The organism is Thiohalocapsa sp. ML1, from assembly GCF_001469165.1.
Taxonomy (GTDB): Bacteria; Pseudomonadota; Gammaproteobacteria; order Chromatiales; family Chromatiaceae; genus Thiohalocapsa.
Genome location: NZ_JABX01000020.1, coordinates 22,842 through 48,571, shown reverse-complemented (window position 1 = coordinate 48,571; position 25,730 = coordinate 22,842). Strand labels below are relative to the sequence as shown.

At 65.3% G+C, this 25,730-nt stretch carries 27 protein-coding genes and 2 pseudogenes; 17 read left to right on the top strand and 12 right to left on the bottom strand.

Features of this window, described 5'->3' with window-relative positions; all coding sequences use genetic code 11:
* Positions 1-139: 139 nt before the first annotated feature.
* Complete coding sequence (locus ML01_RS14070) at positions 140-508, top strand: hypothetical protein (RefSeq protein ID WP_058556030.1); 369 nt, start codon at positions 140-142, stop codon at positions 506-508.
* Between the two features lie 167 nt (positions 509-675).
* Here the strand turns inward: ML01_RS14070 and ML01_RS14065 are convergent, their stop codons facing one another.
* Together ML01_RS14065 and ML01_RS14060 are read right to left on the bottom strand one after the other, a co-directional pair.
* The gene (locus ML01_RS14065) at positions 676-1,551 is read right to left on the bottom strand and encodes an OmpA family protein (protein ID WP_058556029.1); all 876 of its coding nucleotides are present in this window, start codon (positions 1,549-1,551) and stop codon (positions 676-678) included.
* A gap of 49 nt (positions 1,552-1,600) precedes the next feature.
* On the bottom strand, positions 1,601-2,596 hold the full coding sequence (locus tag ML01_RS14060; RefSeq protein WP_058556028.1) for an SLAC1 anion channel family protein: 996 nt from the start codon (positions 2,594-2,596) through the stop codon (positions 1,601-1,603).
* 302 nt (positions 2,597-2,898) lie between these two features.
* Between ML01_RS14060 and ML01_RS14055 the strand changes: the two genes are divergently transcribed.
* Positions 2,899-3,978 carry a DUF2333 family protein gene (locus ML01_RS14055; RefSeq protein ID WP_058556027.1) on the top strand — a complete coding sequence of 360 codons (1,080 nt, stop codon included), beginning with the start codon at positions 2,899-2,901 and terminating at the stop codon, positions 3,976-3,978.
* Positions 3,979-4,050: 72 nt separating this feature from the next.
* On the opposite strand, the gene ML01_RS14050 is transcribed toward ML01_RS14055, so the two are convergent.
* The 4 genes from ML01_RS14050 to ML01_RS14035 form a co-directional block, all read right to left on the bottom strand.
* On the bottom strand, positions 4,051-5,049 hold the full coding sequence (locus ML01_RS14050) for an aldolase catalytic domain-containing protein (RefSeq protein ID WP_058556026.1): 999 nt from the start codon (positions 5,047-5,049) through the stop codon (positions 4,051-4,053).
* A 256-nt stretch (positions 5,050-5,305) separates the two neighbouring features.
* Positions 5,306-6,550 carry a 30S ribosomal protein S1 gene (locus ML01_RS14045; protein ID WP_254045256.1) on the bottom strand — a complete coding sequence of 415 codons (1,245 nt, stop codon included), beginning with the start codon at positions 6,548-6,550 and terminating at the stop codon, positions 5,306-5,308.
* A 58-nt stretch (positions 6,551-6,608) separates the two neighbouring features.
* Complete coding sequence (locus tag ML01_RS14040; protein WP_162268025.1) at positions 6,609-6,977, bottom strand: hypothetical protein; 369 nt, start codon at positions 6,975-6,977, stop codon at positions 6,609-6,611.
* A gap of 297 nt (positions 6,978-7,274) precedes the next feature.
* On the bottom strand, positions 7,275-7,895 hold the full coding sequence (locus ML01_RS14035; RefSeq protein ID WP_058556076.1) for a Uma2 family endonuclease: 621 nt from the start codon (positions 7,893-7,895) through the stop codon (positions 7,275-7,277).
* 359 nt (positions 7,896-8,254) lie between these two features.
* Between ML01_RS14035 and ML01_RS14030 the strand changes: the two genes are divergently transcribed.
* The 5 genes from ML01_RS14030 (at position 8,255) to ML01_RS28775 (ending at position 16,811) form a co-directional block, all read left to right on the top strand.
* Positions 8,255-9,343: an efflux RND transporter periplasmic adaptor subunit gene (locus ML01_RS14030; RefSeq protein WP_082674289.1), complete on the top strand. Its 1,089-nt coding sequence runs from the start codon at positions 8,255-8,257 to the stop codon at positions 9,341-9,343.
* The gene (locus ML01_RS14025) at positions 9,336-12,698 is read left to right on the top strand and encodes an efflux RND transporter permease subunit (RefSeq protein WP_082674288.1); all 3,363 of its coding nucleotides are present in this window, start codon (positions 9,336-9,338) and stop codon (positions 12,696-12,698) included. Before ML01_RS14030 ends, ML01_RS14025 begins: the two co-directional genes overlap by 8 nt.
* 234 nt (positions 12,699-12,932) lie before the next feature.
* The gene (locus ML01_RS27365; protein WP_082674278.1) at positions 12,933-13,172 is read left to right on the top strand and encodes an addiction module protein; all 240 of its coding nucleotides are present in this window, start codon (positions 12,933-12,935) and stop codon (positions 13,170-13,172) included.
* Entirely contained in the window at positions 13,169-13,486 is a 318-nt protein-coding gene (locus tag ML01_RS14020) for a hypothetical protein (RefSeq protein WP_058556024.1), read from the top strand. Before ML01_RS27365 ends, ML01_RS14020 begins: the two co-directional genes overlap by 4 nt.
* A gap of 685 nt (positions 13,487-14,171) precedes the next feature.
* Positions 14,172-16,811, top strand: a complete 2,640-nt coding sequence (locus ML01_RS28775; RefSeq protein WP_156427723.1) for an ATP-binding protein — start codon at positions 14,172-14,174, stop codon at positions 16,809-16,811.
* Between the two features lie 193 nt (positions 16,812-17,004).
* Here ML01_RS28775 and ML01_RS14015 read toward each other — a convergent pair whose 3' ends face one another.
* From ML01_RS14015 to ML01_RS14000, 4 genes are all read right to left on the bottom strand, one after another.
* Positions 17,005-17,442, bottom strand: coding sequence for a type II toxin-antitoxin system VapC family toxin (locus ML01_RS14015; protein WP_058556023.1), 438 nt, complete (start codon positions 17,440-17,442; stop codon positions 17,005-17,007).
* Positions 17,429-17,725 carry a type II toxin-antitoxin system VapB family antitoxin gene (locus ML01_RS14010; protein ID WP_058556022.1) on the bottom strand — a complete coding sequence of 99 codons (297 nt, stop codon included), beginning with the start codon at positions 17,723-17,725 and terminating at the stop codon, positions 17,429-17,431. The genes ML01_RS14015 and ML01_RS14010 overlap by 14 nt, the downstream gene beginning before the upstream one ends.
* 390 nt (positions 17,726-18,115) lie before the next feature.
* Entirely contained in the window at positions 18,116-18,463 is a 348-nt protein-coding gene (locus ML01_RS14005) for a hypothetical protein (protein ID WP_058556021.1), read from the bottom strand.
* 312 nt (positions 18,464-18,775) lie between these two features.
* A complete protein-coding gene (locus tag ML01_RS14000) occupies positions 18,776-19,654 on the bottom strand; it encodes a hypothetical protein (protein WP_058556020.1) in 879 nt (292 codons plus the stop codon).
* A gap of 118 nt (positions 19,655-19,772) precedes the next feature.
* Between ML01_RS14000 and ML01_RS27360 the strand changes: the two are divergent.
* The 10 genes and pseudogenes from ML01_RS27360 to ML01_RS13965 form a co-directional block, all read left to right on the top strand.
* Positions 19,773-20,165: pseudogene (locus ML01_RS27360) on the top strand (efflux RND transporter permease subunit); the annotation flags it as partial.
* 140 nt (positions 20,166-20,305) lie between these two features.
* Positions 20,306-20,536: an antitoxin TumA gene (gene tumA / locus ML01_RS31380; protein WP_058556019.1), complete on the top strand. Its 231-nt coding sequence runs from the start codon at positions 20,306-20,308 to the stop codon at positions 20,534-20,536.
* Positions 20,523-21,041 carry a toxin TumE gene (gene tumE / locus ML01_RS30630; protein ID WP_254045257.1) on the top strand — a complete coding sequence of 173 codons (519 nt, stop codon included), beginning with the start codon at positions 20,523-20,525 and terminating at the stop codon, positions 21,039-21,041. The genes tumA and tumE overlap by 14 nt, the downstream gene beginning before the upstream one ends.
* 679 nt (positions 21,042-21,720) lie before the next feature.
* A complete protein-coding gene (locus tag ML01_RS13985) occupies positions 21,721-21,915 on the top strand; it encodes a hypothetical protein (protein ID WP_216819183.1) in 195 nt (64 codons plus the stop codon).
* 9 nt (positions 21,916-21,924) lie between these two features.
* A pseudogene (locus ML01_RS31375) lies at positions 21,925-22,071 on the top strand (type II toxin-antitoxin system RelE/ParE family toxin); the annotation flags it as partial.
* Positions 22,072-22,205: 134 nt separating this feature from the next.
* Complete coding sequence (locus tag ML01_RS13980; protein WP_058556018.1) at positions 22,206-22,463, top strand: type II toxin-antitoxin system Phd/YefM family antitoxin; 258 nt, start codon at positions 22,206-22,208, stop codon at positions 22,461-22,463.
* A 4-nt stretch (positions 22,464-22,467) separates the two neighbouring features.
* Positions 22,468-22,905, top strand: coding sequence for a type II toxin-antitoxin system PemK/MazF family toxin (locus tag ML01_RS13975; protein WP_058556017.1), 438 nt, complete (start codon positions 22,468-22,470; stop codon positions 22,903-22,905).
* A 66-nt stretch (positions 22,906-22,971) separates the two neighbouring features.
* Positions 22,972-23,145: a hypothetical protein gene (locus tag ML01_RS28770; protein ID WP_156427722.1), complete on the top strand. Its 174-nt coding sequence runs from the start codon at positions 22,972-22,974 to the stop codon at positions 23,143-23,145.
* Between the two features lie 584 nt (positions 23,146-23,729).
* The gene (locus ML01_RS13970; RefSeq protein ID WP_058556016.1) at positions 23,730-23,918 is read left to right on the top strand and encodes a hypothetical protein; all 189 of its coding nucleotides are present in this window, start codon (positions 23,730-23,732) and stop codon (positions 23,916-23,918) included.
* 26 nt (positions 23,919-23,944) lie between these two features.
* The gene (locus tag ML01_RS13965) at positions 23,945-24,208 is read left to right on the top strand and encodes a type II toxin-antitoxin system RelE/ParE family toxin (RefSeq protein WP_254045255.1); all 264 of its coding nucleotides are present in this window, start codon (positions 23,945-23,947) and stop codon (positions 24,206-24,208) included.
* Positions 24,209-24,501: 293 nt separating this feature from the next.
* Here ML01_RS13965 and ML01_RS13960 read toward each other — a convergent pair whose 3' ends face one another.
* Positions 24,502-24,720: a DUF433 domain-containing protein gene (locus tag ML01_RS13960; protein WP_082674275.1), complete on the bottom strand. Its 219-nt coding sequence runs from the start codon at positions 24,718-24,720 to the stop codon at positions 24,502-24,504.
* Between the two features lie 232 nt (positions 24,721-24,952).
* A complete protein-coding gene (locus ML01_RS27345; protein ID WP_216819182.1) occupies positions 24,953-25,291 on the bottom strand; it encodes a hypothetical protein in 339 nt (112 codons plus the stop codon).
* Positions 25,292-25,730 lie beyond the last annotated feature (439 nt).

Sequence of the window (25,730 nt, the reverse complement as noted above, 5' to 3'; positions counted from 1 at the left end):
GCCGCCGGCACAGGATGTGCCCGGATGCAGCAGGAGCGTGAACCGTCGCGATGGCCCGCGGCATGGGCTGGCGCTTGAGCTGTGCCTGCACTGTGCATAGACTGTGCGCATTCCTGGATGCCCTTGGGGTTGCAACGCCATGGCCGCGCTGTTTGCAGACGTGCTCGAATCGACGCGGGAACCCGGGACCTCGCGCTTCTCGGCGGCGGGCGTCGCCGCCGTCCTCGGCCTGCAGCAGCAGGACATTGCCGAGCTGGCGGGGGTCCATCGCAACACCCTGCGCAGCCATCCGGAGTCGCCAAGACTGCAATCCGCGCTGCGGGATCTGATGCGGGTGTTATCGGCCGCCACGGCGGTGCAGCCGGACCCGGAACGCGCGATCTTTCTGGTCAAGAACGCACCCATTGCGGCGTTCCGCCACAAGACGCTGTTCCAACTGGTACAGGAAGGCCGAACCGAGGATGCGATCGGCTACCTGGAGTCGATCGGCGGCGGGTTCGTCGGTTGATCCTCTGCGATCTGCCCGCCGGCACCGACTGCGTAGTCAGGCCATCCTGGCCTGACCGAACCAGGGCTGGAAGCCCTGGCTACGCGCCCAGCGCGGTCGACTGGCCGGAACGGTGATGAAGGACGATTACGACAACGACCACGACAACGATAAGAGCGGATGTCGTCCTAGCCCGCCGTGTTGTCCGTGCCGAGCAGGATATCCACCCGCCGGTTTTGGCCGCGGCCGGCGGCGGTGGCGTTGTCGGCGATGGGCTCGGCGGCGCCGACACCCTCGATGCTGAGCCGCTCCGCCGGTACGCCGAGGTCGATCAGGGCATTGCGGACCGCTGCCGCTCGCTCGCCGGACAGCCGGACGTTGGTGGCGGCCTGGCCGGTGGCATCGGTATGCCCGCGGAGCTGCGCGCGCTGGCCCGGGTGGCGCTTCAGGAAGTCTGCGATGTCCGTCAGCGCCGCGTCGGCGGCGGCGGGCAGCTCGGCGCTGCCGGGCGCGAAGCCCAGCGCCGCGTCGTCCAGGCGGATCAGCACGCCCGCGGACGTGAAGCGGGCGCCGAGCCGGGCGTAGTCGCCGGTGAGCCCGGTGTAGCGCGCGGCGACCTCCGCCGCCTGCGCGGCGGCGGCGTCCGCCGCGGCGCGGGCCGCGGCGACGTCGCTCTCCAGCGCGTCGAGGCGCGAGCCTGCCTCGGCAAAGCCGACGGCCTGCTCCGCGAGATCATCCACCCGCGCACGGGTGGCGGCGAGCTCGGCCTCCAGTGCGGCCAGGGCCGCCGCTGCGGCCGCTTCGACGGCTGCGGGCTCTGCCGTGACCGCCGGTGGCGGCGGGGCCGTCTCGGCGGCCGGCGCCGCTGCCGCGGGCGTGGCCTCGGCCTTCGGCGCCTCGCGCGCGAGCCGCAGCTCGGCGCCGGGCAGCAGCACGTAGAGCAGGCCGAGGCCGCCCGCGAACAGCGTCGCGAGCAGGCCGAGGATGGCGGTGTTGCGCAGCCCCGTCTTCGCGCCGGTGCGGGCGGCGGCGGGGGCCGGATGGGTCTGGTTCGGGGTGTTCATGGTCGGTTCGACTCCGTGCTCGGTTGGGCGAGGGGCGTGCGCGCGGGGCTCACTCAGGCATGCAGATGCCGCGCGTGCCGACGGCGCGCACGGTCTGCACCAAGAGCAGCACGACGATGCCGGACAGCATGGTCAGCACGCCGAAGCCGAAGTACAGAAAGCCGACGTTGCCGGTAGTCTCCGCCATCAGCATGCTTGCGATGCTCATCGCCGCGAGCGGGAAGGAGTAGGCCCACCATGAAAGATAAAAGCGGATGCGCAGGAAGCGCGTCACCTGCGTCGTCAACATCAGCGTGAAAAAGAGCGCCGAGAAGTAGAGGAACTGCGCAAACACGTCCACGCCGCCGGTGAGCCGAACGTAGGCGATGAAACCTACGGCCGGCGGCGCGATGAGAATAAACAGCGTCGGCATCAGCCGCTCCGGCAGCGGCTGGTGGAACAGCACGCGGTTGAACACGATGGTGAGCAGCACCGGCCAGAGCAGGATGCCGATGCTGAAGAAGAACCAGGACGTGAGCTCGTAGCCGAGCGGCACGCCGGCGACCGGCACCAGCACGTTGCCCACGGCCGGGATGAACCAGGCGGGGTTCATGTGCAGGATCTGAAAGTGCTCGTGGTGAATCCATGAGTTGATGACGAAGAGCGTGAAGCCGAGCTGCAACGCGGCGCCGGTGATCCAGAGCCATTGGCTCGCCGCCGGCGCGGTATGCAGATAGACGATGGCCAACAGCAGCAAGCTGATGGCAATGGTAGGCATGAAATTGAGGCGCACCGGATGGCGCAGCTCCGCGCGCACCGCGCCCGGGTGCAGCAGAATCTTCGCGGCATAGATCAGCGCGAGCCCGGCGAAGAGCAGCGTCGTGGCGCCGATGAGCCAGGGCACGAACGGGAAATCCGCGCGGAGCACGGCCTCGGCCTTCTCCCAGGCGATGGTGAGCCCGGCGAAGCCCATCACCATCGCGAAGAAGGCGGCCGGGAAGTGCTCCAGCCGCTTGCCCGACTCGGCCGATGTCGGCGGCGCCTTGGCGGCGGCTGATTGCGGCATGTCGGCCGTTAGTGTTGCTTGCGTAGTCATATCGTCTCCGGGAGCGGAAGCCGTTGATGAGGCGGGCGACACCGGTGCCGGCCCGAATAGCGCAGCAGTCTAGTCAACGGGTCTGCAACGACGCATTGACAAATTTCGCAGCCGCGGCGTCGGTCTTCGGCGGTCGTCGACCGCGATATCCGCGTGCGGGACGAGGAAATTGCCGATGCGCAATTGCTGGAACATTAGAAATCGCTAATCTCCTTTCCTTCTGCGGTTGGCGGACCACCGCCGCATGCCGCGCACGGAAAGAGGCAATAGCGATGAAGCAGTTCTCCGCCGCCACGCCGCCCGAGCGCCGCCTTGGCCCGGCCGATGGCTCCATGTCGGCGCAGCCGGCCCAAGCGACGCCCCAAACGACGCCGCGTGCGCGCGGCGCCCGGGGCGGTCCGTGGCGCTGGCTCCTCGCGGCAGCCGGGGTGGTGCTGGTGCTGAACCTGACCCTGATGCTGTGGTGGGGATGGCAGCCGGACCCCTTCGACGTCGCCGAGGTGACGCGCGCCGAGCTCCAACAGAGCGGCGGCGAGGCGGTGCCGGGCACGGCCTTTACGGCGGCGACCATCGCCATCGGCGAGACCTTGCTGCACAAGCCCGGCGGCTTTTTGCACAACGATCGGCTGCCGCCGGGCGCGCTGATGAAGAACGGTCCGAGCTGGGAATGCGGCGGTGTGATGGCCATACGCGACGCCGTGCAGGCGCTGCGGGACGGTTTCAGCCGTGCGCAGTCCCAGTCCATCGAGAATCTGGACGTGAAGCGCGCGGACATGAGGTTTGCGATGGACCCGAAGGCCTGGGTGCTGCCCGCGGCGGAGGGCAGCTATCAGGAGGGCACCGAAGCGCTGCGTGCCTATTTTGCGGACTTGGCCAACGGTCGCGCGGTCTTTCATCCGCGCGCGGACAGCCTGGCGGACTACCTGCGCATGGTGGAGAAGCGGCTCGGCAACTTCGGCGTGCGCCTGGGCGCTGCGGTCGGTGGCGGATTGGCGCCCATCGGGATCGGCGAGGGGTCCGCAGCCGGCGCGGGTAACCCCGGCGGCGACCTGGAATCGCGGCGTGTGACCGAGGTGTTCTACTGCGCGCGCGGCTACGCCTGGTCGCTGCTGCACCTGATGCGCGCGGTGGAGCAGGACTTCGGCCCCATGCTCGCGGACAAGCACGCCGAGGCGCAGGTGGCACGGATCATTCAGGACCTGAGCGGCGCCATCAAGCGGCTGCGAAGCCCCGTGGTGCTGAACGGCAACGGCCTCGGCTTCTTCGCCAATCACTCCATGGTGGCGGCTTCCTACATTGCGCGCGTCAATGCGGCCATGATCGATCTGCGGCTGCTGATGGAGCAGGGCTGAGAGAGGCAAGGGCCGAGGGCCGAGGGCCGAGGGCCGAGGAGGGCACCTCGCTCCTGGCACTCGGCCCTTCGTTCAGATCTCGGCGACGACCTTGTCGTAGAAGGCGAGGAAGTCGTCCCGCTGCTCGCCCTCGCGCCATTCGATGGCCGCACGCGGGTGCTGATTGAGCGCACCGGTGAGGTTGTACGGCAGGAGCGGTCCCCACTCGATGTCGCGGCGCAGCGGCACGATGTGGTGCTGGATCACGTCGATGATGGGGCGCAGATCGAACTTCGGATTGCGCAGGAAGCCGAGCAACAGCTCCGTGTGGCAATTGCCGGCGCCGCGGCCGAAGCCGAACATGGTCGCATCCACGCGGTTGCAGCCGAGGATGATGGCCTCGATGGTGTTCGCGAACGCGAGCTGCATGTTGTTGTGGGCGTGGATGCCGATCTCTTTGCCGGTGCCTTCCAGCGCCTGGGTGTACGTGCGGTAGAGCTTGTCCACCTGCTCGCGGTAGAGGTGGCCGAAGCTGTCGACGATGACCATGGTGCTGGCCGGCGTCTCGGCGACGGCGGCGAGCACGGTGTCGATCTCGTCATCGGCGAGGGTCGACACCGACATCAGGTTGGCCGTGGTCTCGTAGCCGAGCTCCGCCGCGTGGCGGATCATGGCCACCGCCTCCGAGAGCTGATGGGCGTAGAAGGCGACGCGGATCATGCTGAGCGGGCTGTCCGCCGCCGGCACGATGTCCGTCTGCCAGTCGGACTTGCCGGCGTCGGCCATGGCCGCGAGCTTGAGCCCGGTGCGCTCGGCGTCGTGGTCGCCGACGACGCGCTTAAGGTCCGCCTCGTCGCAGTGACGCCAGGGGCCGAACTTGCCGGCCGGGAAGGTCTTCTTCGAGTTCTTGTAGCCGATTTCCATATAGTCGATGCCGGCCTTGACGCAGGCATCGTAGACGGCGCGGACGAACTCGTCGCTGAACTGGTGCGAATTCACCAGGCCGCCGTCGCGCACGGTGCAGTCGAGCACCTTGAGCTCCGGCCGGTAAGTGATCCAGGGTGCCTTGTCGTCCGGCTTGGTCTCGGGCATGGGCTCGTCTCCGCGTGAAGTTGGCCCGGCATTGTGCGCCGATCGGGCGACCCGGACATTGGCGTTTGTCAGGTTTGGCGGCGATGCGGCGGGCGGGCGATGACCGCGACGCCGAGCAGGCGCAAGGCGTCCGCGTGCTCAGTCCGTCCTTCACCCTTCACCCTTCACCCTTCAAACTTCACCCTTCAAACTTCACCCTTCACCCTTCACCCTTCAAACCTCACCCTTCCCGCTTCAAACTTCACCCTTCAAACCTTCACTCATCCCGCCCCATCTTCTGCTTCAGCAGGTCGCCGAAGGTGCCCATGCGGTCGTCGGGCTCCGGGGCCTCGTCGCGGCGCCCGCGGCGACCGCCGCCCTTGCCGCGCTGCTCTTGCGCGTAGTAGTCCTCTGCTTCCGGGGCGCTGGTCTCGGCGGCCATGGACAGGCCGATGCGCTTGCGGTCGGGCTCCACCTTGAGCACCGTCACCTGCACCTGCTGGCCGGTGCGCAGCACCTCATCCGGGTGGTTCAGGCGGCGGCCGGCACCGAGCTCGGAGATGTGGATCATGCCCTCGATGCCGGGCTCCAGCTCGATGAAGGCGCCGAAGGGCTGCGTGCGCGTCACGCGCCCATCGAGGCGGGTGCCGGGGCGGTAGCGGTTGGTCACGTCGGACCAGGGGTCCTTCGCCAGCGCGCGGATGGACAGTGCGATCTTCTGCGGGCGCTTCGGGTTGCCGGTGTCCTCGATGCGCAGCACCAGCACCTCGATCTCCTGGCCAAGGGTCAGGATCTCCTCGGGGTGATTGATGCGGGCCAGCGACATCTCGCTGATGTGCACCATGCCCTCGACGCCGCCCAAATCCACGAAGGCGCCGAACTCCTTGATGCCGACGACCCGGCCGTTCATGACGGCGCCTTCCTTGAGGTTGTCTTTCAGCGCGTCGGCCTGCGCGGCGCGTTCTTCTTCGAGCAGAGCGCGGCGCGACACCACCATGTTCAGCCGCTTGCCGGCCTCGAGCTTGGTGATGCGGAAGGCGTGGCGCTCGCCGACGAGCGTGGACAGGTCCTCGATGAAGCGGATGTCCGCCTGCGAGGCGGGGCAGAACGCGCGGTGCCCCGCGATCTGTACGTCCAGCCCGCCCTTGGTGGTGCCGGAGAAGGTGCCCTCGACGGGCAGGCCCTGGCGGTACGCCGCCTCCAGCTCGTCGGCGCCGTGCAGGCTCTTGCCGTGCTTGCCACCGAGGGCGATGGCGCCGGTTTCGGGGTCGATGCTCGCGATGACCGCCTCCAGCTCGTCGCCCACGGCGACGCTGAGGTTGCCTTCCTTGTCCTTGAGGTTGGCGATGTCCATGGTGCCCTCGGCCTTTCCGCCCAAGTCCACGAACACCTGCTCCTCGCCGACGGCGATCACTTGCCCCTTGACCCGGTCACCGGGCTTTGGCCGCTCGGCCACGGCCTGCTCGGTCTTTTCCAGCTCCCGCAACAGGGCCTCGAACTCACTCTCGTCTGTCATGCTCATCTTGGCCTGTCTCGGGGGCCGGGCTTGGGGAAGTTGCTTGGCGCCTGTTTCATGGGCGCTAATGGTGATGGTCGGCGTGCCCGCAGGCGGTGCCGACGTGGGGACCGCCGCGCTCGGCGAGCTCTGCGCGGTAGTCGATGAAATCTGTGAGGTGTGCCACCAGGCGCTCCGTGAGGTCCGCGTCGCTCAGCGCGTGCCCGCCGCCGGCCTGCGCGATGGCGAGGTCGGGGGCGACCATCTCCAGCACGATGTAGGCGAGCAGCCCCTCGGCGATGAGCTGCGCGGTCTGTGCGCGCCAGTCCGGCTGCGCGGCCTCAAGCGCGGCACGCGCGCCGGCGTCGAGCCGTTCGGTCTGCTCGGCGACCCAGGCTGCGAGGAGGCGGTGTTGCTCTGGCCCCGGGAGGGGAACGGCGCTGGCAGGAGGCATGGACATCGGGACTGGCGTTGACGAGCGGTGAGCCTCGCCCGGCGGACTCGGTGAGGCAATGGCTTCCGGCGGATTCTAACCATCGCGGGCCGCAGGGGCTACCGCGCGTGTGTGACGGCATGACCAGGATAATCCTTATCTCGGCGTCGGTGGCTTCGCCAGGCGACAGCCGTTCGTCGGCTGCACGCCCGCCGGCATCTGGTGCAGCGCCTCCAGCAGAGCAGCCTATAGTGCGCGCTATAGTGCGCGCTATAGTGCGCGTTTTAGTGCGTGTTGTAGTGCGCGTTGTAGTGCGCGTCAGCGGCCCGGCGCCAGCGCCGCACGAAAGCCGCGGATGGCGGCAGAGGTGGTGGGCTCGGCGATGAAGCGGGTGAGGAGGGCCAGGTCGAGCCCCGGCAGCACCTCGCTTCGGGCCACGGTCTCGTAGCGCCCGCCGCGCAGGCAGTAGGGCTGGAGCTTGCCCTTCTGCCAGTACCAGACCTCCCGGACGCCGAGCTGGCGGTAGATGTCGAGCTTGTCGATGCGCCCGGCGGTCCAGACCACATCAATGACCAAGTGCGGGCGCTCTGCATCGTCGGTGCCGAAGATCCAGCATTCGTCCGGCTCCGCGCCGCGCTCGCGGGGCTCGTCCTTCAGCGTCCAGGCGCCGTATGTGGAAAACTCGATGCCGCGCTCGGCGCAGTAGGTCTCGACCAAGCGGCCGATCACGGACTTGATGCCTTCATGGGTTTGCGACGGGCTCAAGATCTCGACGGTTCCTTCCAGGTAAGAGATACGGGGCGCGGAGTGGTCGCCGCGCATGTCGAGCAGACGCTCATAGTCGTCCCAGGTCAGGCCGGACAGAAACACCACGTGGTCTTCCCGCGGCGTGTCGTCGTAAGTCGCGTAATAGGTCGTGTAGTCGGCGATGGCGTGCATCGGGATCATTTCTCGGCGAATGGCTGCCGATAGCTTAGCCCGGATTCCCCCGCGCGGGGCGTGGTCGATGCCGCCGCGCCGACTGATCGGCGGCTGCGCCGGGTCATGGTGGCACTATGGGCCATAGTGTAGATGAACATGAAGGGCCGAGGGCCGAGGGTCGAGGGCCGAGGGCGGAGGGCAGAGGGCAGGGCGGGCCGAGGGCCGAGGAGCGCTCCCTTGGCCCTCGGCCCTCGGCCCTTCCCCCACATCTGCACGCATCCGGCACCGTCAGGCCGGCAAGCTGCTCAAAAAATTGGCTGAATCAATCAAGTACAGGTATATTAGCGAAATCTAATGTTTTGCGGACCGACACCGACATGAACCATCGACACATCTTTACGGCGCTGCTGCCGGGGCTCGCCTTGTTGTTCGGCACGCAGGGCGCCGTCGCCGCGGAGGCGGCAGCCGTGCAGGCCGCCTCGTTCCCCACCGCCGAAGTCACCCACCGCACCGTGCCGCGGGAGTACCGCCTCGACGGCGTCGTCGAGGCGGTGAACCGCACCACCGTCTCGGCCCAGACCCAGGGCCAAGTGGAAGAGATCCTCTACGACGTAGACGATTTCGTGAACAAGGGCGACGTGATCGCGCGGCTGCGCGACACCGAGCACCGCGCCCGTGTCGCGCAGGCCGCCGCGGAGCTGAAGTCCGCGACGGCGCAGCGCGTGCGCGCCACCGACGAATACGCCCGCGTCGAGGGCCTGTTCAAGAAGAAGAACGCCTCCGCCTCCGAGATGGACAACGCGGAGGCCGAGCTGGCCAGCGCCGAGGCCCGGCTCGATGCCGCCCAGGCCGCGCTGGAGCAGGCGCAGGAGCAGCTCAAGTACACCGAGATCCGCGCGCCGTACTCCGGCCTGGTCACGAACCGCCACATGCAGCTCGGCGAGATCGCGAGCCCCGGCCAGCCGGTGATGAGCGGCATCTCGCTGGAGGAGCTGCGCGTGACCGTGGACGTGCCGCAGAGCGTGGTGTCCGCCGTGCGCGAGATCGGCGAGGTGAACGTCTATCTGCCGGGCGACGAGGTGGTGCAGCCGGCGCGCATCACCGTCTTCCCCTTCGCGGACTTAGGCTCCAACACCTTCCAGGTGCGGCTCGACCTGTCCGGGCAGGTTGCGGACCTGTTCCCCGGCATGTTCGTCAAGACCGGCATCATCACCGGCAAGAAGGAGGAGCTGACGGTGCCGACCGAGGCCGTGGTCTATCGCTCCGAGGTGACCGGCGTGTATGTGCTGGACCCCGACGGCGACGTGCACCTGCGCCAGATCCGCGTCGGGCGCAACTTAGGCGATGCGCTGGTGGTGCTGTCGGGCTTGAGCCCCGGCGAGACCGTCGCGCTCGACCCCATTGCCGCCGGCGTCGCGTTGAAGGCGCAGGCAACGGCGCTGGTGCAGGGTGGCCGCGATGGCTGAGCTTGACCGCATCGAAGCCGCCGGCGGGAGCAGCGCCGGCGCGGGCAGCGGCGCCGGGCTCGGCCTCTCCGGGCGCATCGCCGCGCGCTTTCAGAACACCGAGATCACGCCGCTGCTGGCCGTGGTCGGGCTACTGCTCGGGCTGTTCGCCATTCTGGTGACGCCGCGCGAGGAAGAGCCGCAGATCAACGTCACCTTCGCCGACGTATTCATCCCCTATCCGGGTGCGTCGGCGAGCGAGGTGGAGCATCTCATTGCCGGCCCCGCCGAGCAGGTGCTCTCCGAGATCAAGGGCGTCGAGCACATCTACAGCGTGTCGCGCCCCGGCATGGCCATCATCACCGTGCAGTTCACGGTGGGCGAGGATCGCACGGAAGCCATCGTGCGGCTGCACAGCAAGGTCATGTCCAACCAGGACTGGCTGCCGCCGAACCTCGGCGTCGGCGCGCCCCTGATCAAGCCCAAGGGTATCGACGACGTGCCTATCCTGAGCGCGACGCTGTGGTCGAAGGACCCGGCGGTGGGTGCCTACGAGCTGGGCCAGGTCGCGCACGCCATCGAGCAGGAGATCAAGCGCGTGGACGGCACGCGCGATGTCTACACCATCGGCGTGCCGGAGCAGGTGGTGCGCGTGGTGCTCGACCCGCAGGCGCTCGCCGCCCACGGCATCGACATCACCGACCTGCGCCGGGCGCTGCAGGCGAGCAACCGCATCCGCGACGACATCGGCATCGTCGCCGACAACACCGAGGTGCTGGTGCAGGCCGGCACCTTCCTCACCAACCCCGATGAGATCGGCGCGCTGGTGGTGGGCCTGCACGGCGGGCGGCCGGTGTACCTGCGCGACGTCGCCGGCATCGAGCGCGGCCCGCAGGTGCCGGACAGCTACGTCTGGATGGGTATGGGGCCGGGCGCCCGGCACGCCGTCGGCGCCGATGCGCCCGTCGCGGGCACCGACTGCGCGCTCGCCATGGGCTGCGCGACGCCCGCGGTGACCATCGCCGTGGCCAAGCAGGAGGGCGAGAACGCCGTGGACATCGCCGAGCGCGTGGTGGCGCGCTTTGGCCAGCTCCAGGGCACCTTCATCCCCGACGGTGTGGAGGTCAGCATCACCCGCAACTACGGCGAGACCGCCGACTACAAGGCGCAAAAGCTCATCACCAAGCTCGCCTTCGCGACGCTGTCGGTGGTGGTGCTGGTGCTGTTCGCCATCGGCTGGCGCGAATCGCTCATTGTCGGCGCCGCGGTCATCGTCACGCTGGCGCTGACGCTGTTCGCGAGCTGGGCCTGGGGCTTCACGCTGAACCGCGTGTCGTTGTTCGCGCTCATCTTCTCCATCGGCATCCTGGTGGATGACGCCATCGTCGTGGTGGAGAACATCCACCGGCACATGGCGCTGTGGCCGAAGAAAAAGCTCCTGGACCTGATGCCGGGCGCCGTGGACGAGGTGGGCAGCCCGACGATACTCGCCACCTTCACCGTCATCGCCGCGCTGCTGCCCATGGCCTTCGTCACCGGGTTGATGGGGCCGTACATGAGCCCGATCCCCATCAACGCCTCCATGGGCATGCTGATCTCCCTGGTGGTGGCCTTTGTCTTCACGCCCTGGATGAGCAACCTGCTGCTCGGCAAGCGCCACGACGCGGCGGCGCTGGCCGGCGACGGACATGCGCATGCGGGCCACGGCCATGCCGATGGCCACACAGGGCAGGGCGGCGGCGGCTTCATGAACGGGCTGTTCAACCGGCTCATCGGGCCGTTTCTGATCGGCAAGCGCGGCATCCTCAATCGCTGGCTGCTGCTCGCGGGCATCCTGCTGCTGATCGCCGGCTCCGTGCTGCTCGCCGTCAACCGCGTCGTCATCCTGAAGATGCTGCCCTTCGACAACAAGAGCGAATTCCAGGTCGTGCTGGACATGCCGGAGGGCACCAGCCTGGAGCAGACCGCCCGCGTGCTCGCCGAGATGGGCGAATTCTTAAGCACCGTGCCGGAGGTGGCCGACTATCAGGTCTATGCCGGCACCGCCGCGCCCATCAACTTCAACGGCCTGGTGCGCCAGTATTACCTGCGCGAGGCGGCGCACCTGGGCGACATCCAGGTCAACCTGGTGGACCATTATCACCGCGACGACAAGAGCCACAAGATCGCGCTGCGGCTGCGCGAGCCCTTGCAGGAGATCGCCCGCCAATACGACGGCAACGCCAAGCTGGTGGAGATCCCGCCCGGCCCGCCGGTGCTCGCACCCCTGGTCGCGGAGGTCTACGGCATCGACTACGCGGGCCAGATCGACATCGCCAAGCAGGTGCGCGCCGTGTTCGCCGACACCGCGGACATCGTCGATATCGACGACTCCGTGGAATACCCGGCGAAGAAGTTCCTCATCGTCGTAGACCGCGCCAAGGCCGCGCGCTTAGGCGTCGAGCAGGCCAGCGTCGCCCAGGCGCTCGGCACCGTGCTCGCCGGCGAGGACATGAGCTTCCTGCACGGGGCGAACGTGAAATATGCCGTGCCCATCCGCGTCGAATACGACGCCGCCGACAAGGCCGACCTGGAGCAGGTGCTGGCGCTGCGGGTGCGCTCCATGGGCGGACAGTTGGTGCCCTTATCCGAGATCGTCGAGGTCATCGACAGCACCCGCGAGCACAGCATCTACCACAAGGACCTGCTGCCCGTGGTCTACGTGGTCGGCGACATGGCCGGCAAGACCGACAGCCCGCTCTATGGCCTGTTCGACATCGCAGGCAAGCTCACCGACGACCTGAGGCTCACCCAGTGGTACTTGCAGCCGCCGGAGAACCCCTACGAGTTCAGCGTCAAGTGGGACGGCGAATGGCAGATCACCTATGAAACCTTCCGCGACATGGGGCTCGCCTACGGCATCGGGCTGCTGCTGATCTACCTGCTCGTCGTCGCGCAGTTCCGCAGTTACCTGGTCCCGCTGGTTATCATGGCGCCGATCCCGCTCACCCTCATCGGCATCATGCCGGGGCATGCGCTGCTCGGTGCGCAATTCACCGCCACCAGCATGATCGGCATGATCGCGCTCGCCGGCATCATCGTGCGCAACTCCATCCTGCTGGTGGACTTCATCAACCAGCAGGTGCGCGAAGGCAGCAGCCTGGAGCACGCCGTGATCGACTCCGCGGTCGTGCGCGCCAAGCCCATCGCGCTCACCGCACTTGCGGCCATGGCGGGCGCGGTGTTCATCCTCGACGACCCGATCTTCTCCGGGCTCGCCGTGTCGCTGCTGTTCGGCCTCTTCGTCTCCACCGTGCTGACGCTGGTGGTGATTCCGGTGGTCTACTACGGGGTGATGAGGAAGCGGGTGGAGTGGATTAGGACGGCGACGGGGTGAGGTTGCGGTGGTGCCGGCATCCTGCCGGCACCGGCGGGAGTCTCGGCTGAGCCGGGATGGCGCCGACGGGACACCGGCGCGCCGCCCGTCGAGATCAGCGGCGAGCCGGTGCTCGCGGCTCGCCGGCTTGACGCTCTCTGCGCGACTCTCGACACTGTCGAGACATCTAGCGGGACAGTTCCGCAGCCGAAGGTTACGCTGCTGCCTGAGCCCTCTCACCGACTGGAGCCCCCCATGGCGAACCGAGCGATTGATGTTCTGCGAGCCAGAGCCTTCGAACTGCCGGTCAACGAGCGGGCAGCGCTCGCCCATGACCTCCTGGCCAGTCTCGATGATCCCGCCGACGTCGATGCATCAGAAGCATGGGACACAGAGATTCTGCGGCGCCTCGACCAACTCGATGACGGCACGGCAGCCCTTGTCGACCGGGCAGAACTGCGCCGACGGATACGCAACCGGATCGAGAGTCCTTGAAGCGCTCGGTCAAGGTTCTCGATGCCGCGGCCGAGGAGGCAGCAGAAGCCGCGGCATGGTACGAGCGCCAGCGCGAGGGACTCGGCATCGAATTCTTAAAGGCCGTCGACGCCGCGCTGGACCTTCTTGAAGGCGAGATCGTGCCGTTGACACCTCTGCCGGGCTTCGCCGGCAAGCGCGGGGCAAAGCGCCTTGTACTGAATCGATTTCCGTACTCCGTCATCGTCCGCGAGCAAGCTTCCGAGTTTATCGTGGTCGCTTTCGCGCACCAGTCCAGGCGCCCGGGGTACTGGCGGAATCGGGTGAGGACATAACGACCAGGCAAACCCCTTCTGATCGGCATTACAGCAGCGCCAAGCCCGTTTACGGAGACCGTCGCGATCCGCGGCGCCGCCAGACATAGGAGGCTCCTGTTGGGCCTCCTCGCCTCCACCGTGCTGACGCTCGTCGTCATCCCGGTGGTCTACTACGGGGTGATGAGGAAGCGCGTGGAGTGGATTAGGACGGCGACGGGGTGAGGTTGCGGTGGTGCCGGCATCCTGCCGGCAGCGCGCACCAAGGCGGCCCGCGGGCCGCCTTTTTCGTGGGGCAGCCTCAGCGCTCGGCTCCACGGGGGTGCAGCAGACGGGGCACTGCTGGTCAGGGAAAAGCCCGGCGAACGTCGCACGCCTCTTGACATGCGGCAAGTTTGATGGGGCTCGGGGTTTGCCTGATGGGGTTGTGGAGGGTAGTCTTGGCAGCGGTAGCGGATGGCACCGCCTTAGGCTCGTCCTTGGCACCGGCAGGCTACGAGACTTGGGCGGACGACGTGAGCACGGGGCATCCGCCCTTTACGAATCTTCGGCGTTGGTGCGTCCTTACGTCCCGCTCCTGCTCGGCGGAAGCAGCACGCCGGGGATTGTCTGAGAACGGGTTCTCGGAGCCGCGGAGATAAGTAAACTGTCCCCGGAATTCGGGTAATTCCATTTAGTAGACGGTCACCGTAATTCCAAAGCGCTTATGGCTCTGAATTCCGATATCCGCAACCGCATCGAACAAATACGGCGGGATTACGAAGCGGCCGCCTCAGTCGGTGCTGTTGTCGACAATTTCATCGCGCAGTTTGTCTCTGATTACTCAGACGAGTTCGCCTTCATTCTCGAACTTATCCAGAATGCGGTGGATAGCGCCCCGGACGGCCGCCGAATCGACATCAAATTCAATCTTCTTAACGACCGGGAAGGCTGGGTGTTGGTGGTGTCCAACAACGGATTGCCTTTCGATATTTGTGACGTCGAACGCTTGTGCGGTATGAACCAGAAACGAAAAGCCGTTGGGAAAATTGGCTACAAGGGCCTGGGTTTCAAAACGGTTATAGGAATCACCGACAACCCGCGTATCTTCTCCAGGGAGTGCAGGTTTGAATTCAATAAAGCTTGGCATGAAGACCACGAGCACCTTTGGGTCGCCATTCCTCATTGGATCGACGACGAGAATACACCCCCGTACCTGCCGCCGATAGAAAACTGGGTTTCCTTCGTGTTGCCGTTGCGCGCTGACGTAGACATTGAAGCGCTATCGCAAGCAATCGACGGTTTAGCTAACCATAACGGCATGGCGTCGCTGCTTTTCTTGAGAGAGCTTGCATCCATCAATGTCAAAAACGAATATTCTGGGCATTCTGTGTCCCTACGCAAAGACATCGATCCGGCCAGCCCCCTAATCTGCAATTTGGTACGGGCACCCCTTAGCACAGAAACGGAAGCCGGAAACGTGCTAGGCAAGTGGATAGTTACGCATTTCCCATCGAAATGGAAGATGGGCGATCCTATTGCAATAACTGACGGTGCAATCGAGGAATACACGCGGAAGAGAGGTAGCGCCCCTAACTGTACTGCAGCCCTCTTGTCATCTCGACCCCTGATTTCGCTGGCCTTCCGTATTGTGCTTGACGGTACTGGGTCCGTAGTTTTCCAACCTAATAGGGGCGGCACGGTGTCGGCGTTTTTTCCCGTGCACAAAGACGACGACAGCGGGCTGCCGTTTGCGGTACACGCCGATTTTCTGACTACACAGAATCGTGAGCGCCTTCTGCCTGGCAGCGCATGGAACCGGTGGATATTTGAAAACTTGCCGTTAGCCATCGGCTCCGCGATGCAGGAGTTCCGGGAAAATCCGCAGTGGAGACAACTTCTCTATGAAGCCATGCCGATGGCGAATGAGGGGCGCGGTGAGTTCCATGCCGTAACGGAAGAATTGTGCAGGATGCTCCGCTCGACGCGGTTAGTCTTGGTCGACGGGAACAATCTCTCCGACTGGTGCCGTCCCGCGCAGGTAGTATGGCCCGAATCCGACGCTCTGAGAGCATTGATCGCGGGAGCCGATGGCGCATTCCTTACAGAAGGAAAATTCCTGGTCTCGGGTTTGATTAAAAGCAATCATGAGAATAAGGATCGGCCACGAAACTTCCTCTGCGGGAAAACGGGAATGCAGGTTGAGGTTCTTAATCGTCGTCGTTTGCTGGATTTGATGACCAGTGAAGGCTGGATGGACCACAAAGCGACCGACATCGATTGGCTGGAAAAGCTCTTTGAGTATATTTCCGATGGCTCTGGAATAACCAATACCTGGATCCAAAAGATGGGAGGGGTACGGTTTCTGCCGACTACCGCTGAGGGAATACTCGCTCGTATCGCTGAAGTGTTCGTGCCGAGCCCAAGCGTGCCCAGTCCCGCCGCGACCATTATCATTAACGAGCGGCTTGCACGTGAGCCTGTTGTCAGGCAGTTTCTAGTCAAACGCTTGCGAATTCCTGAAGGGCCGGAAGCATTCGTTAAGTCTATCATCTCGAGAGCGGCGGGTTCCTCATGGGACGAGGTTCGGTTATTGAAAACATACTTTTCAGAGGTGGGAGAGTCCACGCTATTGGAAGCGTCTGTGTACGAGAAGCTCACGAGTTGGATTCGGCTTCAGGGAAGTGACGGAACGTTTCTGCCAATTCGGGAGCTGCACCTGCCCATTGATCGCGATACGGGAACCGAACGGCCCGCGGGCGTGCCGGTTTTCGTTCCGGAAGACGGCGACCGCGAGTCTTGGCTTAGGTTCTTCGCCTGGTTGGGCGTTCGGGAGTTTTCCGAAGTTGCTTTACCTCCTGTTATCGAAGAAGGCAAAGGACCGCCGCACGTTGACATCGGTGATTTAAGGGTCCCCTCCGCGGGTGGGCAGCAGGGTGCGGAACTGGCGGTGGAACGGTCGCCAGCGCCTCCCATCGATTCGCCGCCCTTGGTGGTTTCCCCGCCTGAAGTCCCGACCGTCGGTCCGCCAAACGTAAGCCCCCCGATACAACCGCTGGAGGATGTCGGACGTGCTGGTGAGCAGGTTGCCTTTGACTACGTTCGAGATCGACTGTTTGAACGTTATGCGGGGCTATCTCCAATGCTGCAGAAGGATGATCCGGGCCATTTTTGCATCACCCCGGGGGACAGACGGTTAGCCGAGGGCTTTTGGGGGAATGGAAGTGATGAACGACAGAAGTGTCAGTCGGATTGGGGAGAACACTACGACTTCTGGGTGCGGATAGAAGATCAAGACCACTACTACGAAGTCAAGACAACGGAAAACGGCTCGGACGTAACAGAAGGGAACGCTGGGAATATATAGGGGACGTACCACGAATTTTTCGTGGGCGGTCAGGCGCAGATGCCCAGCATGTCACGTGGGCCAGAGCCAAACCATTTTCGATCAAAGTATTCATGGCCAGCAGCGCGGGAGGCCGCTCGACGCCCTTACTGTCAGCGACGAGTCCTAAGGGTCAGACGACGAATACCTGAGCGCTCGGTATCGGGGAGTATGCTCAATCCCGCGTGGATGTCAGCAACAGGTTTTCGAATGGAGCGTGCTGCTTCCACCGATAAGTCCGAAAATCTCGGACATCCGTCGATAAGATGCGCCCGTGGCCCAGGTGCTCGGCGAGCAGCACCAGCGAGGCATCGGCAAAATCCATTGGGAGGTCGGCGTATTTTGCCATCAGCTCGTCAAGTCGGGCGGCGTGAGCGGTGGTGACTTCGAAAACATCGAACGCGCCGGCTCGGAATTGCTGAGCAAAGCGCAGTTGCGATGGAACGCCGCCCCGAGCAAGCAGCAGGTGGCAGGTTTCGGCCATGACCGCGCAGGTGGTGATGAGGCGTTCCTGCTGTGCTGCGATGTCTGCGATGCGCTGCTTCGCCAGCGCGTGATGGCGGTCGCGCGGGAGGGCCAGCGCGAGCCATAGGCCGGTGTCAGCGATGATCATGCTTGGCGCCGAGGATGGTGGTTAGCTCCGACTTCCAGGTCTCGGAAAGGTCCACACGATCGCTGTTGGCGGAACCGATAAAGTCCGAGCCGAGCAGCGCGAGCAACGGGTTCTCCGGGCGGTCAGTCGGGTCCACATCGGTTTGTCCCCCCTCCGGTGCCGTGGGCTTGGCCTGGATCAGCGCGCGCAGGCCGAGCTCCACCAGTTCGCGGTCTGACATCGGGCCGCTGACTTCGCGGGCCTGATGGAGGAGGGCATCATCGACGGTGACCTGACTGGACATGGGTTCAGCTCCGATCGGTGAGGCGGTGCCCGGGAGTGCGTTCGCTCCGTTGCCACGCTATTCCAGGCACTTGCGGCTTAGACAGATGGCGCGTGCGTGATGCTAGCAGAGGAACGCGCTGCTTCGGAGGGTGGGGTCCACTTAAGTGGTCGGGCGGGACTAGGCGGGGCGCATCATCGGGCCGGTACTCGTAGGCGCTGAGGTAAGGCTGGCCGCCTGCTTGGATCTCGGCTAGCAGATAGCCGAAGTCGGCGCAGGTCAGGCCGGTGACGAGGCAGGCGAGGCGCAGCGGGACGGGCTGCCGTGGCAGGCCGAGTGCTTCCTCTTCGATGCGCAGCGTCGGGACTGGCAACGGCGGGCGCCGCGAGCTGTGGCGGTTACTGGCGGAGGTTACCGGAGCACGCCTTCGAGGCTGTCTTCCGTCAGGACGCGGCCGGACCAGCGCAGCAGGGTGTCGGGGTCTGCCTGTTGGACACGTTGGCGCATGGCATCGGGAACGGCGCCGAATTTCTGCTCAAGCTGGAACAGCAGCATGGTGGCTTCGCCTAGCTGGATACCGATCTTCGTGCCGATCTTCGTGCCTTCTTCTCGCATGCGGGTGGTCAACGACTGCATGGTCTTGGTCTCCTCGGGATAGTCGCGTTGGTACCGTTGGCGCTCTGCGTCGGTCAGATCAGCGTAGATATCGACGAAATCGGCATATTTCAGCCGTTTCTCCGGGTCGGGCTCCAACTGCACCAGGCCGCGCAGCCCGCGTGGGGCGGAACGCGATAGCGGTTACGCCAACCGCGGACGAGCTCGACGCTGACCGCGCATTCCGACGCATGCTTCGATCTGGCGACGCTTCGATGGGCGGGGGCTGGCGGATCGCCCTATCGGGCATCCGCCCTACAGTGTTCTCCCTCGCGACACCGCTCCAGCGGTGTCGCGCCTCTCCGGCGCTCTGCGCCTTGTCGAAGCCCGGAAGTCTCCGGAAATCTCCTGCCACCCGTTGCTTCGTCGGCGATGTGCAGGGTCGGGATCGACATCTGCCAAGCCCGCTGTCGGCTGTTACCGCAGCACGTCTTCGAGGCTGTCTTCGGTGAGAACCCGGCCGGACCAGCGGAGCAGGGTGTCCGGATCGGCTCGCTCGATGCGTTGGCGGATCTCGGTGCCGATCGTGCCGAACTTCTGCTCCAACAGATACATCACGATGTTGGCCTCGCCAAGCTGGATGCCGATCTGCTTGCCTTCTTCTCGCATGCGGGTGGTCAACGACTGCATGGTCTTGGTCTCCTCGGGATAGTCGCGTTCGTACTGCTCGCGCTCGGCGTCGGTCAGGTTGGCGTAGATATCGACAAAGTCGGCATATTTCAGCCGCTTCTCGGGGTCAGGCTCCAACTGCACGAGCCCGCGCAGCGCCAAGGCGTAGACGGCGACGCGCTCGTTTGGAGCGTAGCGCATGTTGGGCAGGTTGAGCCGGGCGACGATGTTGTCGCTGTCGCGCCAGTTCTGCCACGGCAGATCGGCCAGGGCGCAGGCGAGGTAGCGGAAGGCGAGGTAGCGGTGGCGGTCGCCGCCGAGTATCAGCTCCTCTGGCCGCTGACCTTGGCGCAGGAAGATGGCCACCGGGACCACCCGATCCGTCTTGAACAGGTCCGAGAGGTCCAGGCAGTAGTGCGCCAGGCGGTGGATCGAGAACTTGGACGCGTCCGTCTCCTCCTCCAGCACGAACAGCAGGGCCTCGCGGCGGCCGTCCGGCCACTCGATGAGCAGCGGCGTGTCCAGCTCGCGGAAGCGATCACCCAGCCGGTCTTTGAGCTGCTCCTCGCGGATGGGGATGATGCGGACACGGTGGTCCACGTCCGCGGCCTCGGCGGCGGCGAAGAACTGCACCGCTTGCTGCGGGTAGTCGATGATCAGGTTCTTGAAGTTCTGGTCGTGGCTCATCGGGGTCCTTGCGTTTTCGGCGCGACGCGGGGAACGAGTATAGGAGCGACGGACGGGGGAAAACAGGCTGGCGTGACGCTGAAGGCGCAGGCAACGGCGCTGGTGCAGGGTGGCCGCGATGGCTGAGCTTGACCGCATCGAAGTCGCTGGCGGGAGCACCGCCGGCGGTGGCAGCGGCGCTGGGCTCGGCCTCTCCGGGCGCATCGCCGCGCGCTTTCAGAACACCGAGATCACGCCGCTGCTGGCCGTGGTCGGGCTGCTGCTCGGGCTGTTCGCCATTTTGGTGACGCCGCGCGAGGAAGAGCCGCAGATCAACGTCACCTTCGCCGACGTATTCATCCCCTATCCGGGTGCGTCGGCGAGCGAGGTGGAGCATCTCATTGCCGGCCCCGCCGAGCAGGTGCTCTCCGAGATCAAGGGCGTCGAGCACATCTACAGCGTGTCGCGCCCCGGCATGGCCATCGTGTCGGTGCAGTTTCGCGTGGGGGAGGACCGCACCGATGCCATCGTGCCGGCCGGCCTCGGCGGTCCAAGGCGGATGGCGTCGGTGTATCCTCAAAGCGGTAGGCTTGGCATCCGCGACTTGGGTCGGCGCCCAAGCGCACCCAATTACCACACGCCGGGTCGGCGACCTCATCACGGGAGTGGGTTATGCGCAAACAGACGATTCAGTACGACTCGCCGCTTGATGCGCTGGTGGCAGTCGCGAAGCGCCTGGCGCGCTATGAGGCGGACGCCGGCATCGAGTCCGAGGAGTTCTTCGCCCGCTACACCCGTGGCGAAGCCGGAGACGCCGAACGGGACGTGGAGTGGGCCAACGACTACCGCCATTTCCTGGCTCTGCGGGCCGACTTGGACGCCCGCCTGCATGAAGCTGCATAGCCAATTGGCAGGCTATCTGATCGGCATCGAAGCAGCGCTCGGGGCATTGCGCGGTGCCGATATCGAATTGTACGTCGAGGAAGCACTGACGCCGCGCCGAGCCAATCTGCGCATTCGTATCCGTTTCGCCGATGGGCGTATCCTCGCGATCAATGAGGCCGTGGTAGTCAACGACGACACACTGGTCCACCTCGATTACCGCTATCACTGCCAACGACCGGACAACACACTGTTGTTTCGCTACGACAGCACACCCCACTTCCCGGATCTGCCCGGGTTTCCGGAGCACAAGCATCTGCCCGGCAAAGTCGTTTCCTCGGCGCGGCCGTCACTCCAACAGGTCTTGGTCGAGGCCGGTGAGGCTACAGCCGGGACTGATCCGCGACCGGAGCGGCTCGCGCGGCTGTTCGCCCTGTTGGACAGCGCACCGCTGCCGGACGGCTTCCTTCAGGAGCGGCAGAACCCGCCGCAGGTGCCCCGCGACCCTTTCGAAGACTGGTCGTGATGACGACTCGCTTCCTCGTCGACACGGACATCGCGAGTTTCTTCTTGAAGCAGCGCTTCCCCGCGCTCGACAGGCGCATGCGGCCGGCTATGTTTGCGATGATCGCCAGCCTGCCCAGGGGCAAGCCCTGGTGGTTGCGGGTGTTGATCTGCCTCAAATCCGACAGGGGCGAGGCTTCTCCTGACCGTGTTGTGGCGCAGACTCTTGACAACGCGCACCACACGGAGGATGCCGAGCTTGATGCGGCACGGGGGCGAGGGGCGGGGAGGTGGGCGACACGGCCAGTGGGCTGGCGCGCAACGCTGGGCGTGCGGCCGGAACGCATCCGCGATCGGCCATCGGCAACGGTCTCTCCGGGCCGCGGAGATAAGTACACTGTCCCCGGAGCTCCCGGAGCACCGCCCCCTGAGTACTGCCACGGCGGAAGTCGACGGCCAGTTGCGGACGCCCGGGGCAGGGCGACGCAGCACTCGCAGACATCCAGTACCACCTATACGTTCTGGAGAAGGTCAAGAAGGAGCGCTCGCTCACCCCATAAGACGTGACTGAACGCGTGCGGCAATGGCTCGACGACGAGTCTGGTCGCCCCAAGCCGCGGACGACTTGGAAGACATTACCGCTGCTGTCGCGCGACGCCGCTGCAGGACACTTAACCGCAGGGCAGCAGCCCGAGAGAACGATGACGATGCAGACCCAAACGTTCAAACAAGCCGCCCACGCGCTCGTCGATATCCTGCCCGATGACGCGTCATGGCGCGAGCTCGCCTATCTCGCCGCGCTGCGCGCCTCGATCGAGCAGGGTCTGTCCGAGGCCAATGCCCGTGAGTTGATCACACAGGACGACATCGAGCGCGAATTCCGCTATCCCGGGTGACGCGCGTCTATTTGGACGCCGGAGGCGCGCGCCAAGCTGCGCGGCATTCGAGACTACATTGCGCAGGATAACCCCAACGCCGCCAGTGCCCTTGTCACAAGGCTGCTGCGCCGCACGCGGCAACTTCAGATCGCGCCGCGCAGCGGGCGGCAGGTGCCTGAAGGGGTGTTGTCTGGCCCGCCTCTCCCGAGCGAGCGCCATCGTTCCCGCCAATCCCGCCTGCCACGTCAACGACACCGATCCGCATCTTGCGTACAATACGGAACATCCGAATCGCGAGGACGTCCTCCATGCTCACTGTCAGCTCCGCCGAGTTTCAACGCAACTTCGGGCGCTACCAGGACGCGGCCCTCACCGAACCGGTTGCTGTCACCCGCAACGGCCGCGAACGCCTGGTGGTCTTGTCAGCCGAGGAGTACCGGCGCCTGAAACGGCGCGACCGCGAGGTATTGGGCCTCGAGGATTTCACCGAGGCGGACCTTGAGGCTATCCGCGCCGCCGAGCCGCCCCCGGAGGCGGCCGCCTTCGACGACGAAACCCGCGCTTAAGCCGGTGGCCCTTCCCGAGCCGGTCCCCGGCCTGGTCGTTCGCTACGCCTACTTGTGGCACGAGGAGTACCGGCGCGGCCAGGAGGAAGGGCTCAAAGACCGACCGTGCGCCGTCGTCGTGGTTACGGCAGACGAGCCAGGGCGGCGGATCGTGACGGTGCTCCCCGTCACCCACACGCCCCCGAACGATCCGGGCCTCGCTGTCGAGATTCCCGCCGCGACCAAGCGCCGCCTGGGTCTGGACGATGCGCGCTCTTGGATCGTGCTGAGCGAAGCCAACCGTTTCGCCTGGCCGGGGCCGGACTTGCGCCCGACCTCACCGGGCGACCCCTCCGGCGTGGCTTACGGTCTGCTGCCGCGCGCGCTCTTCAAGGAAGTCACCGCCAAGCTGGCCGAGGCGATCGCGGCGCGGGCGGCGCGCGTCGTACTGCGCACCGAGTAAGGGAGCGCCGCCAGCAATCCGTTCGTTGTCCGGGTCAGGACGCTTGGCGCCATACCGGCGAGGGGCGTGCACTGGGCTTCTGACATTTGTTCGCCGGCGCTCGAGTATCCGCCGCTGCTGATCGTCGCGGACATCGACCGCATCATCATCCATACCGCGTTCACGGGGATGGTCCCAGAGGTCCATGTCCTGGCGCTGAACGACCTGCTGGACGCGGGCAAGCGCAAGGTCTTGAAGTGAGCGAAAAAAGGGGTCAGAGCGAAAAAAGGGGTCAGAGCCCTTTACGGAAAAGAGCGAAAAAAGGGGTCAGAGCGAAAAAAGAAAAAAGGGGTCAGAGCCCTTTACGGAAAAGGGCTCTGACCCTTTATCGGGAGCCGCACAGCTTCTGCTCGCGAAGGCACGGGGCGCTGGTCTAAGCTGGAATCAGCAAGCCGGAGGACTACCCGCGATTCGCGCAACAGCGAAGGTCCACAGGACCGACACGCACCAAACGCTGGAGCTCCCGGACGGATTCGAGCTGTCCGCGGACAAGGTGTGGGTGCGCCGGGACGATCTGTCCGGCGACATCATCCTGACGCCGAAGCCATCGCGACCACAGTCTGAGCGGTTGGCGAGGCTGTTCGCATTGCTGGACACGGCGCCGTTGCCCGAAGAGCTCCTTCGGGAACGGCAGAACCCGCCGCGGGTTCCGCGTGACCCGTTCGACGATGGGCCACTCTGAGTGATGTTCGGGAGGTGTGGCGCTATGCTGCACTGCAAGCTTGCCGGGCCCAACAACTGAGTCGGCGCGGCTGGGCACCCACCTGACACCTGGAGAGCCGACCATGAGCACAGCCAAGGCCGAAGTCGAAGGCCTGTTGCGGACACTTCCCGACGACGCGAGCCTGGAAGACATCCAGTATCACCTGTACGTTCTGGAGAAGGTCAAAAAAGGAGAGGAGCGCGCCGCTGAGGAAGGCACGTTGTCGCAGGAGGACGTGATGGCACGGATGCGGCAATGGCTCGACGACTAATCTGGTCGCCAGAAGCGGCGGACGACTTGGAGGATATCACCGCCTTTATCGCGCGCGACTCCCCCTCATACGCCCGCGCCGTCGCCAGGAAGGTTCTGGCAACGACGCGATCGATCCAGCAGTTTCCCGACATCGGCCGCGTTGTTCCGGAATTGAACAACCAATCGGTGCGGGAACGATTCGTCTATAGCTACCGCGTCATCTACAAGATCGAGCCGAAGCGCGTGCTTGTCGTCGCGATTTTGCACGGGAAGCGGTTGATCGGCGAGCTTGGGGACCGCGTGCCCTGACGTGCGCTGGCCATCGCTTCAAGCATCACCGAAGCGTGGAGGCCGAGGCGTACGCCGCCCGGTTTACCATGAAAGTCGCGCGTAGCGCGCTCCTTAGTCTCCCTCTCCCTCTGGGAGAGGGCCGGGGTGAGGGAAGCGGCCATGGCGAGCAGCGCCTTTCATCCTCCCGGGTGGCGCTGGTCGCCATGGCCGTTAGCAACTCTCCGTTCTTGGTACCAGCCCAGCCTTCCTGCGCCACGCTGCTGACGACGTGGCCTGCCAATAGACCGGCCAAGCGTCTCGGCAGGTCCTCATCAAGCAGGATGCGCATCGGTCAACAGCGACGCCTTTGCTTCTTCGAGCACCGCGACAGCTTGTTCTCTGTTGACCGAGGGAAAGTCGAGCAGGAAGGTCTCCAGGGGATCGCCAGCCTCGAGGTGATCGAACAGCGTGCGCACCGGAACTCGCGTTCCGGCGAACACCGGGGTTCCACCCTGTGCCTGCGGATCGACGGTGATCAACCGGGGCGTCATGGCGGGCCTCCACATGGGTCGGTCGTGATTGCGAAATGCCACATCCGTTAAGCGCTGAGAAGTATTGGCGCGGCTCCAACGGCGCAGATCTGCCGGCAGCAAGAGCGGCGTTGTCCTGGCCGCGGCCATCGGAGTGTGATCCAGGCGCAGGGCCGGCGCAACGGCAGCCGCGCCGTTTCGCCGGCGGTCCGGTAGCGGAAGGCGAGGTAGCGGTGGCGGTCGCCGCCGAGGATCAGCTCCTCGGGGCGCTAGCCTTGGCGCAGGAAGATGGCCACTGGGACCACCCGGTCGGAACTGAACAACTCCGCGAGGTCCAGGCAGTAGTGCGCCAAGCGGAGGATCGAGAAGTTGGAGGTGTCCGACTCTCCTTCTGCACCAGCAGCACGGCCTCGCGGCGGCCGTCGGGCCATTCGACCAGCAGCGGCACGTCCAGCTCCCGAAACCGATCGCCAAGCCGTGCCTTCCATTGCTCCTCGCGGATCGGGATGATGCGCACGCGCTTGTCCACATGCGCGGCCTCGGCAGCGGCGAAGAACTGCACCGCATCGTGAGGGTAGTCGACGATATCCACACGGTCAGGCTCGACACGGCCTCGGACCCCGGGGAGTATCCGTGCCGCTCGCCAGAGCGCGACACGGATTGTTGCCTGCCGGCGGGACAAAACCGTCGGCACTCACCAACCAAAATTTTCGGGGCTCAACACCTTCAGGGTCGGCTTCACCCGTTACCTTTGCACCTCGCCTGCGCATCAGCCGAAGCATCGACGCGCCTGTTACCAGTCACGCCGCAAGGCTCGATACTGGGCTCGCGGCTCACGATTACCCAGGCGGGACTCGCACCCGCTAGAACACGCGGCCTTGCCAGGCCGCACTGTCCCCGTTTCTCCTTGTCCCCGTTTCTCCTTCTCCCTAAAAACGTGGTCTGTCCCCGTTTCTCCCCTCGGTCAGGCTCGACACGGCCTCGGACCCCGGGGAGTATCCGTGCCGCTCGCCAGAGCGCGACACGGATTG

What these genes read in the sequence shown, in the direction of transcription:
- ML01_RS14070 (WP_058556030.1), top strand. Translation starts at nt 140, where the DNA reads ATGGCCGCGCTGTTTGCAGACGTGCTCGAATCGACGCGGGAACCCGGG.
- ML01_RS14065 (WP_058556029.1), bottom strand. Translation starts at nt 1,551, where the DNA reads ATGAACACCCCGAACCAGACCCATCCGGCCCCCGCCGCCGCCCGCACC.
- ML01_RS14060 (WP_058556028.1), bottom strand. Translation starts at nt 2,596, where the DNA reads ATGCCGCAATCAGCCGCCGCCAAGGCGCCGCCGACATCGGCCGAGTCG.
- ML01_RS14055 (WP_058556027.1), top strand. Translation starts at nt 2,899, where the DNA reads ATGAAGCAGTTCTCCGCCGCCACGCCGCCCGAGCGCCGCCTTGGCCCG.
- ML01_RS14050 (WP_058556026.1), bottom strand. Translation starts at nt 5,049, where the DNA reads ATGCCCGAGACCAAGCCGGACGACAAGGCACCCTGGATCACTTACCGG.
- ML01_RS14045 (WP_254045256.1), bottom strand. Translation starts at nt 6,550, where the DNA reads ATGAGCATGACAGACGAGAGTGAGTTCGAGGCCCTGTTGCGGGAGCTG.
- ML01_RS14040 (WP_162268025.1), bottom strand. Translation starts at nt 6,977, where the DNA reads ATGCCTCCTGCCAGCGCCGTTCCCCTCCCGGGGCCAGAGCAACACCGC.
- ML01_RS14035 (WP_058556076.1), bottom strand. Translation starts at nt 7,895, where the DNA reads ATGCACGCCATCGCCGACTACACGACCTATTACGCGACTTACGACGAC.
- ML01_RS14030 (WP_082674289.1), top strand. Translation starts at nt 8,255, where the DNA reads ATGAACCATCGACACATCTTTACGGCGCTGCTGCCGGGGCTCGCCTTG.
- ML01_RS14025 (WP_082674288.1), top strand. Translation starts at nt 9,336, where the DNA reads ATGGCTGAGCTTGACCGCATCGAAGCCGCCGGCGGGAGCAGCGCCGGC.
- ML01_RS27365 (WP_082674278.1), top strand. Translation starts at nt 12,933, where the DNA reads ATGGCGAACCGAGCGATTGATGTTCTGCGAGCCAGAGCCTTCGAACTG.
- ML01_RS28775 (WP_156427723.1), top strand. Translation starts at nt 14,172, where the DNA reads ATGGCTCTGAATTCCGATATCCGCAACCGCATCGAACAAATACGGCGG.
- ML01_RS14015 (WP_058556023.1), bottom strand. Translation starts at nt 17,442, where the DNA reads ATGATCATCGCTGACACCGGCCTATGGCTCGCGCTGGCCCTCCCGCGC.
- ML01_RS14010 (WP_058556022.1), bottom strand. Translation starts at nt 17,725, where the DNA reads ATGTCCAGTCAGGTCACCGTCGATGATGCCCTCCTCCATCAGGCCCGC.
- ML01_RS14000 (WP_058556020.1), bottom strand. Translation starts at nt 19,654, where the DNA reads ATGAGCCACGACCAGAACTTCAAGAACCTGATCATCGACTACCCGCAG.
- tumA (WP_058556019.1), top strand. Translation starts at nt 20,306, where the DNA reads ATGCGCAAACAGACGATTCAGTACGACTCGCCGCTTGATGCGCTGGTG.
- tumE (WP_254045257.1), top strand. Translation starts at nt 20,523, where the DNA reads ATGAAGCTGCATAGCCAATTGGCAGGCTATCTGATCGGCATCGAAGCA.
- ML01_RS13985 (WP_216819183.1), top strand. Translation starts at nt 21,721, where the DNA reads ATGACGATGCAGACCCAAACGTTCAAACAAGCCGCCCACGCGCTCGTC.
- ML01_RS13980 (WP_058556018.1), top strand. Translation starts at nt 22,206, where the DNA reads ATGCTCACTGTCAGCTCCGCCGAGTTTCAACGCAACTTCGGGCGCTAC.
- ML01_RS13970 (WP_058556016.1), top strand. Translation starts at nt 23,730, where the DNA reads ATGAGCACAGCCAAGGCCGAAGTCGAAGGCCTGTTGCGGACACTTCCC.
- ML01_RS13960 (WP_082674275.1), bottom strand. Translation starts at nt 24,720, where the DNA reads ATGACGCCCCGGTTGATCACCGTCGATCCGCAGGCACAGGGTGGAACC.